Here is a 13,585-nt window from a genome sequence, read left to right as displayed (position 1 = left end):
AACATCGCCGGCCAGACCAACCTGCTGGCGCTCAACGCCACCATCGAGGCGGCCCGGGCCGGGGCCGCCGGCAAGGGCTTCGCGGTGGTGGCCTCCGAGGTCAAGGCGCTGGCCGAGCAGACCGCCAGGGCGACGCACGAGATCTCCGGCCAGATCGCGCAGATCCAGGCCTCGACCGGGCAGGCGGTCACGTCGATCGCCGGCATCACCGGCCGGATCCGCGAGATCAGCGGCGTGGCGACCTCGATCGCCGCCGCGGTCGAGCAGCAGGGTGCGGCGACCCAGGAGATCGTCCGCAACGTCTCCCAGGCGGCGATCGGCGCCGGCGAGGTGACGAGCAACATCTCCGGCGTCGCCGGCGCCGCCGATGAGACCGGCGTCGCCGCCGGCCAGGTCCTCGACGCGGCCTCCGAGCTGTCGCGGCAATCCGAACACCTGACCGCCGAGGTCAGCCGCTTCCTCGACACCGTCCGGGCGGCCTGACCGGGTTGGGCGCGGCACGCGCCGCGCCGGCCCCATGCGTCACGGGCGCTCCAGTATCGAGCCAGGACAAATAATTCCGGATCGTCTCAGTTTACTACGTCTTGACGAATAACCTGCATTTTGACGCCAATCGCGCCTCGACGGTTGGATAGCAATGAAAATCGGCGGAAAACTCCTGAGCTTCGTCGGCGCCTGCAGCCTGACGACGCTGGTCGTGGCGGGGGTCAGCGTCGCGACGCTGAAGAGCTTCGAGCGCTCGCTGGCGAGCGTCGAGAGCGCCTCGGTCCGGGCGCTCGACGCGGCCAACTTCAACCGCCTCGCCGCCGAAGTCACCATGGACTCGCGCGGCGTCTACGCCTCCGCCGACCGGGCGGAGGCCGCCAAGTACACCGCCGGGATCCGCAAAGGTCTCGCCGAGATGGATGCGCTGCGGGCCGACTGGGCGCCGCGGGTGACCGAGGCCGAGCGGCCGCTCTTCGAGACCATGGTGCGCAACGCCGACGCGTTCCGCGCCCTCCGGAGCGCCCTCGCGGAGGCGGGCGACACGACCGGCCCCAAGGCGGCCGCCGAGCTCGGGTTCAACGACGCCAACCGGGCGAACCGCAAGGCCTTCCAGGCGAGCATCGACGCCCTGGTGAAACAGGGCCGGGCCGAGATGACGGCGATCAAGGCCGACACCCAGGCGCTGTTCGAGGCGCGCACGCTCCTGCTCCTCGGCCTCGCCCTGGTCGGGACCGTGATCTGCTGCGCCCTCGGACTGCTCATCGGCCAGCGACAGATCGCCCGGCCGCTGCGGGCGGTCTCGGACGCGATCCAGCGCCTCTCGCGCGGCGACCTCACCCTGCCCGCCGTCAAGCCGGGACGCGACGAGATCGGCGCGATCTGGACGAGCATGCAGGTCTTCAGTGACACGATGCGGGAGGCCGAGACCCTGCGGCACGAGCACGAGCGGATGCAGGCCGATACGGCGACGCGCAAGCGCACCGAGATGGCCTGGCTGGCCGAGCGCTTCCAGGGCAGCATCGGCGGCCTGGTCGAGCACCTCGCCGGTGCCGCGGCCGGGCTGGAGCGCGCCGCCGCGACCATGGCGGGCAACGCCGAGCACGCCGGCACGCAGTCGCAGTCGGTCACGCGCGCGGCCGAGACCACGGCCCACAACGTCGAGGCCGTCGCCGCCGCCACCGAGGAGCTGGCCGCCACCGCCAGCGAGATCGGCGTCCAGGTGACCCAGACCTCGACGGCCGCCGAGAGCGCCGTCGAGGCGACGCGGCGGACCCGGGCGAGCGTCCAGGCCCTCGCCCGCAGCGCCGACGGCATCGGGCAGGTCGTCTCCCTGATCTCCACCATCGCCGGCCAGACCAACCTGCTGGCCCTCAACGCCACGATCGAGGCGGCGCGGGCCGGCGAGGCCGGGCGCGGCTTCGCGGTGGTCGCCACCGAGGTGAAGGACCTCGCGACGCAGACCGCCAAGGCCACCGAGGAGATCGCCGGGCAGATCGCCGCCATGCGGACCGCGACCCACGACGCCGTCGCGGCGATCGAGGAGATCGGCGGCACGATCGAGCAGGTCCACGGCATCGCCCTCGGTGTGGCGGCCGCCGTCGAGGAGCAGCAGCTGGCCACCCAGGAGATCGCCCGCAGCGTCTCGGAGGCCGCCAGCGGCACCCGCGCCGTCACCGACACGATGGCGCTGGTCCTGGGTGCGGCCCGGGAGACCGGCGTCAGCGCCGCGGAGGTCCTCGACGCCGCCGCCGATATCGCCCGCCGCTCGAACGGGCTCGGCGGCGAGGTGGCGGGCTTCGTGGCGCAGGTGCGCGCGGCCTGAGCGGACCGGACCGACGGTTCCGCCAGGGCGGGAATGCGGAGCGGCGCCAGTGGCGACGGGGACGGCGTCGCGGGCCGTTTTCCTGAGCGTTGTTGCATTGCGGTGCCCGGCCCCCTAGGGTCGGCGCATTCGCAAGGACCCGGTGAAAGCCCGGGTGGCTCTTCCGGCCGCCGATCCGCCGGACCACGCATTCGAGACGCGCCTCGACCCGCCAGCGACGCGGGGGCGCCGCTCGTGCGGATTCATCGATGTCGACACCCGTGACCCGAAACGCCGGATATGTCCGGTCGTGGACCTCCAACCTGCGCGGCGACGCCCTGTCGGGGATCGTCGTCGCCCTGGCGCTGATCCCCGAGGCCATCGGCTTCTCGGTCATCGCCGGAGTCGACCCGAAGGTCGGCCTCTACGCCTCCGTGGTCATCGCCTGCACCATCGCCTTCGCGGGCGGGCGGCCGGCGATGATCTCGGCCGCCACCGCCGCCACCGCGGTGGTGATGGTCGACCTCGTGCGCGAGCACGGTGTCCAGTACCTCTTCGCCGCGACGATCTTGATGGGCCTGATCCAGATCCTGGCCGGCTTCCTCCGGCTGGGCCGGCTGATGCGCTTCGTCTCGCAATCGGTGATGACCGGGTTCGTCAACGCGCTCGCCATCCTCATCTTCCTGGCGCAGATGCCCGAGCTCACCGGCGTGACGCCCGCGACCTACGGGCTGATCGCCCTGGGTCTGGCGATCATCTACGGGTTCCCGCGGATCACCCGCGCGATCCCCGCGCCGCTCGTCGCGATCGCGGTGCTGACGGCGATCACCGCGATGTTCCACCTCGACGTGCGCACGGTCGCCCATCTCGGCGCCCTGCCCTCCGCGCTGCCGAGCTTCGCCCTGCCGGATGTGCCCCTCAGCCTGGAGACCCTGCGAATCCTGCTGCCCTACGCGGCCACGCTCGCGGCCGTCGGCCTGCTGGAGAGCCTGCTCACCGCGCAGATCGTCGACGACATGACCGACACCGGCAGCGACAAGAACCGCGAGTGCGTGGGTCAGGGCATCGCCAACATGGCGTCGGCGGTGTTCGGCGGCATGGGCGGCTGCGCGATGATCGGCCAGTCGGTGATCAACGTTTCCTCGGGCGCCCGCGGCCGTCTCTCGACGCTGGTCGCGGGGGCGTTCCTGCTGGTGCTCCTCGTGGCGCTGCAGGACCTGCTCGCCGTCGTGCCGGTGGCGGCTCTGACGGCCGTGATGATCATGGTCTCGATCAACACCTTCTCGTGGCGCTCCCTCCTGCGGCTGCGCACCAACCCGCTGCCCTCCTCGGCGGTGATGCTGGTGACCGTCCTGGTCGTGGTCGCCACGAATGATCTCGCCGTCGGCGTGCTTGTCGGCGTGCTGCTCTCCGGCGTGTTCTTCGCCGGCAAGGTCGCCCGGCTCAACCGGATCACGTCGGCCCTCTCGGCAGACGGCCGCACCCGGACCTACACCATCACCGGGCAGGTGTTCTTCGCCTCGGCGGGCACGTTCTCGGAGGCGATCGACGTGCTGGAGCCGGTCGAGCGCCTCGTCATCGACGTCCACGCGGCGCATTTCTGGGACATCTCCGCCATCGGGGCCCTCGACCGGGTCGTCCTCAAGGCTCGCGCCCGTGGCCGCGACGTCGCGGTCGTCGGCCTGAACGAGGCCAGCGCGACCCTGGTCGAGCGGTTCGGCCAGCACGACAAGGGCGACGCCGCGGCGGTCCCGGCAGCGCACTGAGGTGGCGACCGGCCGACGCGCGGCCCCTTGCGCGGGACCGCGCGCGACCCCATTCCCGGCGCGGGGCCGATTTCGGGCCGGGAACAGGGATGGCAAAGCGGTGACGACGTTCTCTCCCCGCGAGATCGTGTCCGAACTCGATCGGTTCATCGTCGGGCAACACGACGCCAAGCGCGCCGTGGCGATCGCGCTGCGCAACCGCTGGCGGCGCCAGCAGCTCACAGGTCCGCTCCGCGAGGAAGTCGCGCCCAAGAACATCCTGATGATCGGGCCGACCGGGTGCGGCAAGACCGAGATCGCCCGCCGCCTCGCCCGGCTCGCCAACGCGCCGTTCCTCAAGGTCGAGGCCACCAAGTTCACCGAGGTCGGCTATGTCGGCCGCGACGTCGAGCAGATCGTCCGCGACCTCGTCGAGGTGGCGATCGGCCTGACCCGGCAGGCCAAGCGCGAGGGCGTGAAGGCCAAGGCCGAGGCCGCCGCCGAGAACCGGATCCTCGACGCGCTGGTCGGCCCGACGGCGAGCCAGGCCACCCGCGACAGCTTCCGGCGCAAGCTCCGCAACAGCGAGCTCGACGACAAGGAAGTCGAACTGGAGCTGACCTCCAGCGCCCCCGCCGGCATGCCGATGTTCGAGATTCCCGGCGTTCCGGGCGCCTCCATGGGCGCGATCAACATCGGCGACATGCTCGGCAAAGCGCTCGGCGGCCAGCGCGGGAAGCCGCGGCGGATCCTGGTGCGGGACGCCTACGCGCCGCTGATGGCCGAGGAATCCGACAAGCTCGTCGACGACGAGGCGCTGGTCCGCGAGGCGATCCGCGAGGTCGAGAACAACGGCATCGTCTTCCTCGACGAGATCGACAAGATCTGCGCCCGCGAGGGCCGCTCGTCCGGCGACGTCTCGCGCGAGGGCGTGCAGCGCGACCTGCTGCCGCTGATCGAGGGCACCACCGTGGCCACGAAGCACGGGCCGGTGAAGACGGACCACGTGCTGTTCATCGCCTCGGGCGCCTTCCACGTCTCGAAGCCGGCAGACCTCCTGCCCGAGCTGCAGGGCCGCCTCCCGATCCGGGTGGAACTGCAGCCTCTCACGGTGGACGACTTCAAGCAGATCCTGACCGCCACCGAGGCGAGCCTGCTCAAGCAGACCGTCGCGCTGATGGAGACCGAGGGCGTCACCCTGACCTTCACGGACGACGCGGTCGACGCCCTCGCGCGGGTCGCCGTGGAGGTGAATTCCTCGGTGGAGAATATCGGCGCGCGTCGGCTCCAGACGGTTCTGGAGCGGGTGATCGACGAGATCTCCTTCACCGCCACCGACCGGTCGGGCGAGACGGTGCCGATCGACGCGGCCTACGTGCGCGAGCGGGTGCAGGATCTGGCGTCGAACGCGGATCTGAGCCGCTTCATCCTGTGAGGGCAGATCGCTGCACCGTCGCGCATCGGCGGCCGGTGCGAGCCCGGCGTGGCGAGCCCCACGCGGGGCTGGCGTGAGCCATGAGGCCCGGCGTAGGCCGCGGCGGCTGCGGCATCTGCTAAGCGAGCGCCCTGGCCCGGTCCTGAGGATTGTCGTCGCGTGTCACGGATCAGGTTCGGCCTCGGGGATACGGTGCTCTCCGTGGCGGCGCTGGTCACCGGCATGGTCTCGCTCCAGTGCGGCGCGACCTTTGCCAAGAGCCTGTTCCCGGCGGTCGGCGCGGCCGGGACCTCCGCCCTGCGGGTCGGCTTCTCCGCCCTGATCCTGATCGCGGTCTGGCGGCCGTGGCGGCGCAGCCTCCCGGCGCGCGAGGCCGGCTGGATCGCCCTCTACGGGACCGCCCTCGGGCTGATGAACCTCCTGTTCTACCTCGCCCTAGCGCGGCTGCCCCTCGGGCCGGCCGTGGCCATCGAGTTCGTCGGGCCGCTGGCGGTCGCGCTGATCGCGTCGCGGCGGCGCTCGGATTTCCTGTGGATCGGCGTGGCGATCGCCGGGCTCGCGCTGCTGCTGCCGATCGCCAACCCGGACGGCCTCGACCCGATCGGCATCGCGCTCGATCTCGGCGCCGCCCTGTGCTGGGCGCTCTACATCCTGTTCGGGCAGCGCGCCGGGCGCATCGACGGTGGGCAGGCCGTATCCCTCGGCATGCTCACGGCGGCCCTCGTCGTGGCGCCGTTCGGCGTGGCGGAGGCCGGTCCGGCCCTGCTGGCGCCCGGTCTCCTGGCCGCGGGCTTCGCGGTGGCGCTGATGTCGAGCGCCCTGCCCTACTCGCTGGAGATGGTCGCCCTGCGCCGGCTCGACCGGAAGAGCTTCGGCGTGCTGATGAGCCTGGAGCCGGCCGTGGCGGCCTGCGCGGGACTCGTGCTGCTGGGAGAGCGAATCAGCGCGGTCCAGTGGCTCGCGATCGCGCTGGTGATCGCGGCGTCGGTGGGTATCACCGTGAGCGCCCGGCGCTCCGCTCCGCCGACGGCCGTTCTGGAAGCCTGATCGCGGAGACTTACTTCCCCGCCAGGACCCGCGAGGCGACGTTGATGTATTTGCGGCCCGCTTCCTGGGCGTGGAGCACGGCGTCGCCGAGCTTCTCCTCGTCGCGGACGCTGGCCAGCTTGATCAGCATCGGCAGGTTGATCCCCGCCACGACCTCCACCGAACCGCCGTTCATGCAGGAGAGCGCGAGGTTCGACGGGGTGCCGCCGAACATGTCGGTCAGCACCACCACACCGTCCCCGGTATTCACACGACAGACCGCGGACATGATGTCCCGGCGTCGCAGTTCCATATCGTCCTCCGGCCCGATCGTGATCGTCTCGATCTGATCCTGCGGGCCGACCACGTGCTCCAGCGCGGCCTTGAACTCGGTCGCCAGGAGTCCGTGGGTGACGAGCACCATGCCAATCATCGACACGTGTTCCAACGTCCTGTGTGTGCCGCCATGTTGTGCATCGCACAGCCCCCCACAAGGCGAACGCGACTTTTTTGCCCGGACATTCCCACGATCATGCCACGGTCGCCGCGTGTGCGCCATGGGGGATACCAGTCTTGGGCGAATCGAGCCGCCTGTGCGGCTGCGAAGTCACGGCCGCGGTTTTCGCAGCGCCGCACGGACGAGGAGCGGCGCGAGGCCGGCCGCGCGGACGCCTCGGTCGAGGACGAGGCGCGGCACAGCGGCCCCCAGGATGTCGGCGTCGGCCGGCGGATCCGGCAGGCGCGACGCCGTCTCCACCAGATCGACGGCGAGGTGCAGCACCGCCTCCGGCCGTACGTCGAGCCCCAGATCGACCGCCGACAGGATCCCCTGGCCGCGGACCTCCACGCGTCCGTTGAGCGCGGGATGGGCAGCGGCCGTGACCCGCCCGTCGCGAATCGCGCAGACGACCCGATCGTCGGCCACGAAGGCCCCGTCCGGCGCGGCGGCGAGCAGGAGCGCGAGACTGGACTTGCCCGCGCCCGATGGACCGCGAATCAGGATGCCGGCCCCGCGCAGCGCGATGCAGGCGCCGTGCAGGGTGACCATCAGGCGTGGAGCTGCCGCGGCGCCGCCGGCAGGCGCACGACGAACCGGGCGCCGCGCACCGTCGGCTCGCCGTCCTCGTCGGGAGCGCCCGGCCGGTTCTCGGCGCGGATCGTGCCGCGGTGGGCCTGGACGATCTGCCGGGAGATCGACAGGCCGAGGCCCGAGTTCTGGCCGAAGCCCTGCTCCGGCCGGTCGGTGTAGAAGCGCTCGAAGATCCGCTCCAGCGCGTGCTCCGGGATACCCGGACCCTCGTCCTCGCAGATCATCTCGACCTCGCCGCGCACCCGGCGCAGCACGACCCGGACCTTCGCGTCGGTCGGTGAGAATGACCTGGCATTGTCGAGCAGGTTGTTGACCACCTGCCCGAGCCGGCTGTCGTGGCCGATGATCGTGAACGGCGCGTCCTGCTCGGAGCCCGTCGCCTCGACGTCGAGCTGGATCAGGCAATCCTTGGGGCGCCGCCGCTCGTTGGCGACCGACACGACCGTGGTGAGCAGCCGCCGGAGATCGACCCGGCGCGCCTCGGCGCGCGCCAGCTCCGCGTCGAGGCGCGAGGCGTCGGCGATGTCGCTGATCAGGCGGTCGAGGCGCTTCACGTCGTGCTGGATGATCGCCATCAGCCGGCCGCGGGACTCGTCGTTCCGGGCGAGCGGCAGCGTCTCCACCGCGCTGCGAAGCGAGGTCAGCGGGTTCTTCAGCTCGTGGCTGACATCCGCCGCGAAGCTCTCGATGGCGTCGATCCGCCGGTAGAGGGCCTGTGTCATGTCCCGGAGGGCGCCGGACAGGTGGCCGATCTCGTCGGTGCGCTCGGTGAAGTCCGGGATCTCCTCGCGGGTCTTGATACCCATGCGGACCTTCTCGGCGGCCTCCGCGAGGCGGCGCACCGGTCCCGCGATCGCGCCCGCCAGCAGGAACGACAGCACCACCATCACCGCCGACGCGACGAGGAACACCTGGAGCAGGCCGAACCGCTCCGAGGCGATGACACGGTCGATCGCGTCGCCCTGGGTCGAGATCAGCAGGGCGCCGCGGACCGAGCCGGCCCGGTGAATCGGCACCGCCACCGAGACGGTGGTCTCGCCGAGCTTGTTCCGGCGGACGAGGCTGCCGCGATTGCCACCGAGCGCCGCCTGGACCTCGCGCAGCGAGTGGCCGTTCACCGGCCCGGTCTCCTCGGCGGTCTCGGTCCGGCTGCGGAACAGGCCGCCGAGCTTGGACTGGATCGCCTCGAAGGCGGATTCGAGCATCCCGGGCTTGTGGGGCTTCGGCTCCAACGGGTCGGGCCGGCTGGCATCGCCGCGCTTGAACAGGGTGCGGGTGTCGAACAGGAGGCCGCCCTCCTGGTCGTAGACACGGGCGCGGTTGCCCGTCGGCGTCACGAGCCGCGACAGGAGCGGCGCCACCTTCTCGGGGTTGAGCGAGAAGGCGAGCGGCTGCGATTCCTCCTCCGCCGCCTCGCCGGCCTGCTGCTGCAGCAGCTTGTCGGGGTCGATGCGGATCGTGTCGGTGTCCACGGACGCCGAGGCGGCGATCGCCCCAGCGATGATCTCGCCCTGGATGGCGAGACTCTGGATCCGGGCCTGGATCAGGCCCTGGCGGAACTGATTGAGGTACAGGAATCCGACGAGGAGCGCGATCAACCCGACGAGATTGAGGACGACGATGCGGCGCGTCAGGCTCGACGAGGCGCGCTGGCCGATCGCCTCCCACACGGCGCGGGGCCAGCCGAGCGGTCGGGACAGGGTCTGGGCCAGGGAGGCGCGGGGCGCGGCATCCTCGGTCTGGGTCTGAGTACGGACGGTCACGGGGCGGATCCTGGAGATCACGCCTCCTTGAATCGATAGCCGACGCCGTAGAGCGTCTCGATCATGTCGAAGCTCTGGTCTGTGACCTTGAACTTCTTCCGCAACCGCTTGATGTGGCTGTCGATCGTCCGGTCATCGACGTAGACCTGATCGTCGTAGGCGGCATCCATGAGGGCGTTGCGGCTCTTCACCACGCCGGGGCGCTGCGCGAGGGCCTGGAGAATCAGGAACTCCGTGACCGTCAGGGTCACCGGCTCGCCCTTCCACGTGCAGGTGTGCCGCTCGGGATCCATCATCAGCGCGCCGCGCTCGAGCGACCGGGCCGCGACCTCGGCCTCGCCGCGGGGCGTGCCGCCGGGGGCCTCCTTGGCGAAGCGCCGGAGCACCGCCTTCACCCGCTCCACCAGCAGGCGCTGCGAGAACGGCTTATGGATGAAGTCGTCCGCGCCCATCTTGAGGCCGAACAGCTCGTCGATCTCCTCGTCCTTCGACGTCAGAAAGATCACGGGAAGGTCCGATTTCTGCCGCAGGCGTCGGAGAAGCTCCATCCCGTCCATGCGCGGCATCTTGATATCGAAGATCGCGAGATCGGGCGGGGAATGGCGCAGACCGTCCAGCGCGGAGGCGCCGTCCGTGTAGGTCTGAATGCGGTAGCCTTCGGTCTCAAGCGCGATCGACACAGAGGTGAGGATGTTCCGGTCGTCGTCGACGAGGGCGATGGTCGGCATGCGCGGTCCCTGACTGAACGGGCTCAGGCGCGGTCCCGGCTCTTCGCACAGGCCGCGCCACGTCCCGGCCCCGAGGGGGCAGACAAAAACGCGAACCGGGCAGTTTGGGCGCAACCCGGCACGCGCAAAGGGACAGGTGCTTTAGTACGGCCGATCGGAAAAAGCGAGCGGCGGTCATAGCTTGGCCGTAACACGGGCGCCCATCGCTCCTCCTCCGGCCCATCTGACGCGGTCGCGGCGCCTCGCGCCGCCCCCGTTGCGCCGCTAACGTGGCGGCGAAACCGGGCGGCCGCTCGAGTGGGGGAGGAATCGCGCATGGGCGAGACGATCGACACGGGTCCGGGTGCGGGCGGACCGGCCCGTCCGCTGCCGGCCGAGGCGGCGCCGTTCGACGCGATCGGCCTGTCGCGCACGCTCCTGCGCAGCGTCCGGTCCGGGGCGCTCGCGACCCTCGAGCCGGACGGGACGCCCTTCGCCTCCCTCGTCACGATCGCCACCGACGCGGACGGCACGCCGCTGATGCTGCTGTCGCGGCTGTCGGCCCACACCCGCAACCTGCTGGCCGACCCGCGCTGCTCGCTGCTGTTCTCGCAGGGTGGCAAGGGCGATCCCCTCGCCCATCCCCGGCTGACCGTGGTGGGCCGCGCCGTCCAGACCGTCGAGGCGCGGGCGCGGGAGCGGTTCCTGGCTCGCCACCCCAAGGCCAAGCTCTACGCCGACTTCCCGGATTTCGGCTTCTTCGCCCTGGCGCCCGAGGCCGGCCACCTCAACGGCGGCTTCGCCAAGGCCGCGACCCTGACCCGCGACCAGCTCCTCCTCGACCTCTCGGACGCGCAGGCCATCGTGGCGGGCGAGCGCGGCGCGGTCGAGCACATGAACGCCGATCACGCGGACGCGCTGGCGCTCTACGCCGCGGGCGCCGGCGGCGCAGCCGATCTGCCCTGGCGGCTCACCGGCCTGGACCCCGAGGGCATGGACCTGATGGCCGCCGACCGCACCGTGCGGGTCCCCTATCCGGAGCGCGTCACCGACATGGGTGCGCTGCGCAAAAGCCTCGTTGCCATGGCCGCGCGGGCGCGCGCGACCGGTGCGGACGCGTAAACGCGCAAGGACTTGCCGATCAGGCATGGCGAAAGGTCGCTGACCGCCCCATATCGGCCCCATGAGCGATACCCAGACAGATACCTACCCCTTCAGCCTCGACGTGGAGCCGGTCGGCGAGAGCGGCTCCCTGTTCCAGTGGAGCATCCGCAAGCACGGCAAGCTGCACCAGCGTTCGGACCGGAAGCATCCGACCGAGGCCAAGGCGCGCTCCCACGGCGAGGCCGAGATCGAGCGACTGATCCGCGACCGCGGTCGCTGAGCCAGATCGCTCCTTGGCGTCAGACACGATCGTGACCCGGGGGCCGGCCCGTTCCGGCCCCCGTTGCTTTTGTGTCGCCGCCGGAAGGACCCGCCGGCGGCGCAGGCCTGTCACCGACTCTGCCCCGGGTCCTGCCCGCGGTGCCGAATGCCGCCGCCGGTGCTTCGCGTCGGGCTGCGCGTCCGCCCGGGCGCTCAGGCCGCGCTTGGCGCCTCCCCGCCGCGCTGCTATCTCGCGCGGGAGCCGCTCTATCCGAACACGTCCCGACGTCAGACGGTGCGCGCCGGCGCGCGCCCCAACGGAATGCCGATGACAGCCCCGATCGACACCATCCGCAACTTCTCGATCGTCGCGCATATCGACCACGGCAAATCGACCTTGGCCGACCGGCTGATCCAGGCCACCGGGACCGTGGCCTTGCGGGACATGTCCGAGCAGATGCTCGACTCGATGGACATCGAGAAGGAGCGCGGCATCACCATCAAGGCGCAGACCGTGCGCCTGGAGTACAAGGCGCAGGACGGCAAGGACTACGTCCTGAACCTGATGGACACGCCCGGCCACGTGGACTTCGCCTACGAGGTCTCGCGCTCGCTCGCCGCCTGCGAGGGCTCGCTGCTGGTGGTCGACGCCTCCCAGGGTGTCGAGGCGCAGACGCTCGCCAACGTCTACCAGGCGCTCGACGCCAATCACGAGATCGTCCCGGTCCTCAACAAGGTCGATCTGCCGGCCGCCGAGCCGGACCGGGTGAAGGAGCAGATCGAGGAGGTGATCGGCCTCGACGCTTCCGACGCCGTGCCGATCTCGGCCAAGACCGGCCTCAACATCGAGGCGGTGCTGGAGGCGATCGTCACGCGCCTGCCGCCGCCGAAGGGCAACCGCGACGCGCCCCTGAAGGCGCTCCTCGTGGACAGCTGGTACGACGCCTATCTCGGCGTCGTGGTGCTGGTGCGGATCATCGACGGCACCCTCAAGAAGGGCATGACCATCCGCATGATGGGCGCCGACGCGGTCTACGGCGTCGACCGGATCGGCGTGTTCCGGCCGAAGATGGCCGACATCGATGCGCTGGGCCCGGGCGAGGTCGGCTTCTTCACCGGCTCGATCAAGGAGGTGGCCGACACCCGCGTCGGCGACACGATCACCGAGGACAAGCGCCAGACCACCGAGATGCTGCCCGGCTTCAAGGAAGTTCAGGCGGTGGTGTTCTGCGGCCTGTTCCCCGTGGACGCGGCCGAGTTCGAGAACCTGCGCTCGGCCATGGGCAAGCTCCGGCTCAACGACGCTTCGTTCTCGTACGAGATGGAGAGTTCGGCCGCGCTCGGCTTCGGCTTCCGCTGCGGCTTCCTCGGGCTCCTGCACCTGGAGATCATCCAAGAGCGGCTGGAGCGCGAATTTAACCTCGACCTGATCTCCACGGCGCCGTCGGTGGTCTACCGGCTCAAGATGCGCGACGGCGAGATCAAGGAACTGCACAATCCGGCCGACATGCCTGACGTCATGAAGATCGAGACGGTCGAGGAGCCCTGGATCCGCGCCACGATCCTGACGCCGGACGAGTATCTCGGCGGCGTGCTCAAGCTCTGCCAGGACCGGCGCGGCGTCCAGATCGACCTCAACTACGTCGGCAAGCGCGCCATGGTCGTCTACGACCTGCCGCTGAACGAGGTGGTGTTCGACTTCTACGACCGGCTCAAGTCGATCTCGAAGGGCTACGCCTCCTTCGACTACCACGTGTCGGACTACCGCGAGGGCGACCTCGTGAAGATGTCGATCCTGGTGAATGCCGAGCCGGTGGACGCCCTCTCGATGCTGGTCCACCGCACCCGCGCCGAGTCGCGCGGCCGGGCCATGTGCGAGAAGCTGAAGGACCTGATCCCGCGCCACCTGTTCCAGATTCCCGTCCAGGCGGCGATCGGCGGCAAGATCATCGCCCGCGAGACGATCAAGGCCCTGTCGAAGGACGTCACCGCCAAGTGCTACGGCGGCGACATCTCGCGCAAGCGCAAGCTTCTCGACAAGCAGAAGGAAGGCAAGAAGAAGATGCGCCAGTTCGGGCGCGTCGAGATCCCCCAGGAGGCGTTCATCGCCGCCCTGAAGATGGACGATTGATCCGCGGCGTCGCCAGCGGAGCGAAGCGATACAGGT

12 protein-coding genes and 1 other annotated feature are annotated in these 13,585 nt (G+C 70.5%); of the genes, 8 read left to right on the top strand and 4 right to left on the bottom strand.

The annotated features are described in order from the left end of the window. From ACTJK8_RS19735 to ACTJK8_RS19715, 5 genes are all read left to right on the top strand, one after another. Nucleotides 1-483: methyl-accepting chemotaxis protein (locus tag ACTJK8_RS19735; RefSeq protein WP_440762397.1), on the top strand; the 483-nt coding region annotated here is incomplete at its 5' end. A 154-nt stretch (nt 484-637) separates the two neighbouring features. Beyond that, nucleotides 638-2,308, top strand: a complete 1,671-nt coding sequence (locus tag ACTJK8_RS19730) for a methyl-accepting chemotaxis protein (RefSeq protein ID WP_209650715.1) — start codon at nt 638-640, stop codon at nt 2,306-2,308. 132 nt (nt 2,309-2,440) lie between these two features. Beyond that, nucleotides 2,441-2,496, top strand: a sequence feature (sul1 is cis-regulatory element that is thought to sense ions involved in sulfur or methionine metabolism; They are found in Alphaproteobacteria). Nucleotides 2,497-2,556: 60 nt separating this feature from the next. After that, on the top strand, nt 2,557-4,053 hold the full coding sequence (locus ACTJK8_RS19725; RefSeq protein WP_063110335.1) for a SulP family inorganic anion transporter: 1,497 nt from the start codon (nt 2,557-2,559) through the stop codon (nt 4,051-4,053). A 100-nt stretch (nt 4,054-4,153) separates the two neighbouring features. Next, nucleotides 4,154-5,467 (top strand): ATP-dependent protease ATPase subunit HslU, encoded by a 1,314-nt coding sequence (gene hslU / locus ACTJK8_RS19720; protein WP_012320033.1) that lies wholly within the window; start codon nt 4,154-4,156, stop codon nt 5,465-5,467. Between the two features lie 159 nt (nt 5,468-5,626). Next, nucleotides 5,627-6,514: an EamA family transporter gene (locus ACTJK8_RS19715; RefSeq protein WP_012320034.1), complete on the top strand. Its 888-nt coding sequence runs from the start codon at nt 5,627-5,629 to the stop codon at nt 6,512-6,514. Nucleotides 6,515-6,524: 10 nt separating this feature from the next. On the opposite strand, the gene ACTJK8_RS19710 is transcribed toward ACTJK8_RS19715, so the two are convergent. The 4 genes from ACTJK8_RS19710 to ACTJK8_RS19695 form a co-directional block, all read right to left on the bottom strand. Beyond that, nucleotides 6,525-6,926: a PTS sugar transporter subunit IIA gene (locus ACTJK8_RS19710; protein WP_010682249.1), complete on the bottom strand. Its 402-nt coding sequence runs from the start codon at nt 6,924-6,926 to the stop codon at nt 6,525-6,527. A 174-nt stretch (nt 6,927-7,100) separates the two neighbouring features. Beyond that, complete coding sequence (locus ACTJK8_RS19705; protein WP_024829533.1) at nt 7,101-7,541, bottom strand: HPr kinase/phosphorylase; 441 nt, start codon at nt 7,539-7,541, stop codon at nt 7,101-7,103. After that, on the bottom strand, nt 7,541-9,295 hold the full coding sequence (locus ACTJK8_RS19700) for a stimulus-sensing domain-containing protein (protein WP_085985354.1): 1,755 nt from the start codon (nt 9,293-9,295) through the stop codon (nt 7,541-7,543). The genes ACTJK8_RS19705 and ACTJK8_RS19700 overlap by 1 nt, the downstream gene beginning before the upstream one ends. Before the next feature lie 68 nt (nt 9,296-9,363). Next, nucleotides 9,364-10,074: a response regulator transcription factor gene (locus tag ACTJK8_RS19695; protein ID WP_012320037.1), complete on the bottom strand. Its 711-nt coding sequence runs from the start codon at nt 10,072-10,074 to the stop codon at nt 9,364-9,366. A gap of 315 nt (nt 10,075-10,389) precedes the next feature. Between ACTJK8_RS19695 and ACTJK8_RS19690 the strand changes: the two genes are divergently transcribed. The 3 genes from ACTJK8_RS19690 (at nt 10,390) to lepA (ending at nt 13,549) form a co-directional block, all read left to right on the top strand. Continuing rightward, a complete protein-coding gene (locus ACTJK8_RS19690; protein ID WP_043074023.1) occupies nt 10,390-11,175 on the top strand; it encodes a HugZ family pyridoxamine 5'-phosphate oxidase in 786 nt (261 codons plus the stop codon). Between the two features lie 61 nt (nt 11,176-11,236). Then, a complete protein-coding gene (locus ACTJK8_RS19685; protein ID WP_010682254.1) occupies nt 11,237-11,437 on the top strand; it encodes a hypothetical protein in 201 nt (66 codons plus the stop codon). A 309-nt stretch (nt 11,438-11,746) separates the two neighbouring features. Then, on the top strand, nt 11,747-13,549 hold the full coding sequence (lepA, locus tag ACTJK8_RS19680) for a translation elongation factor 4 (protein ID WP_012320039.1): 1,803 nt from the start codon (nt 11,747-11,749) through the stop codon (nt 13,547-13,549). Nucleotides 13,550-13,585: the final 36 nt, after the last annotated feature.

The sequence above is a fragment of the Methylobacterium sp. 22177 genome (assembly GCF_052045615.1).
Taxonomy (GTDB): domain Bacteria; phylum Pseudomonadota; class Alphaproteobacteria; order Rhizobiales; family Beijerinckiaceae; genus Methylobacterium; species Methylobacterium radiotolerans.
This window is presented reverse-complemented; position numbering and strand designations above follow the sequence as displayed.

Excerpts from the sequence above, each read along its gene's own strand:
- ACTJK8_RS19730 (WP_209650715.1), top strand. The coding sequence starts at position 638 with ATGAAAATCGGCGGAAAACTCCTGAGCTTCGTCGGCGCCTGCAGCCTG.
- ACTJK8_RS19725 (WP_063110335.1), top strand. The coding sequence starts at position 2,557 with ATGTCGACACCCGTGACCCGAAACGCCGGATATGTCCGGTCGTGGACC.
- ACTJK8_RS19710 (WP_010682249.1), bottom strand. The coding sequence starts at position 6,926 with ATGATTGGCATGGTGCTCGTCACCCACGGACTCCTGGCGACCGAGTTC.
- ACTJK8_RS19705 (WP_024829533.1), bottom strand. The coding sequence starts at position 7,541 with ATGGTCACCCTGCACGGCGCCTGCATCGCGCTGCGCGGGGCCGGCATC.
- ACTJK8_RS19695 (WP_012320037.1), bottom strand. The coding sequence starts at position 10,074 with ATGCCGACCATCGCCCTCGTCGACGACGACCGGAACATCCTCACCTCT.
- ACTJK8_RS19690 (WP_043074023.1), top strand. The coding sequence starts at position 10,390 with ATGGGCGAGACGATCGACACGGGTCCGGGTGCGGGCGGACCGGCCCGT.
- ACTJK8_RS19685 (WP_010682254.1), top strand. The coding sequence starts at position 11,237 with ATGAGCGATACCCAGACAGATACCTACCCCTTCAGCCTCGACGTGGAG.
- lepA (WP_012320039.1), top strand. The coding sequence starts at position 11,747 with ATGACAGCCCCGATCGACACCATCCGCAACTTCTCGATCGTCGCGCAT.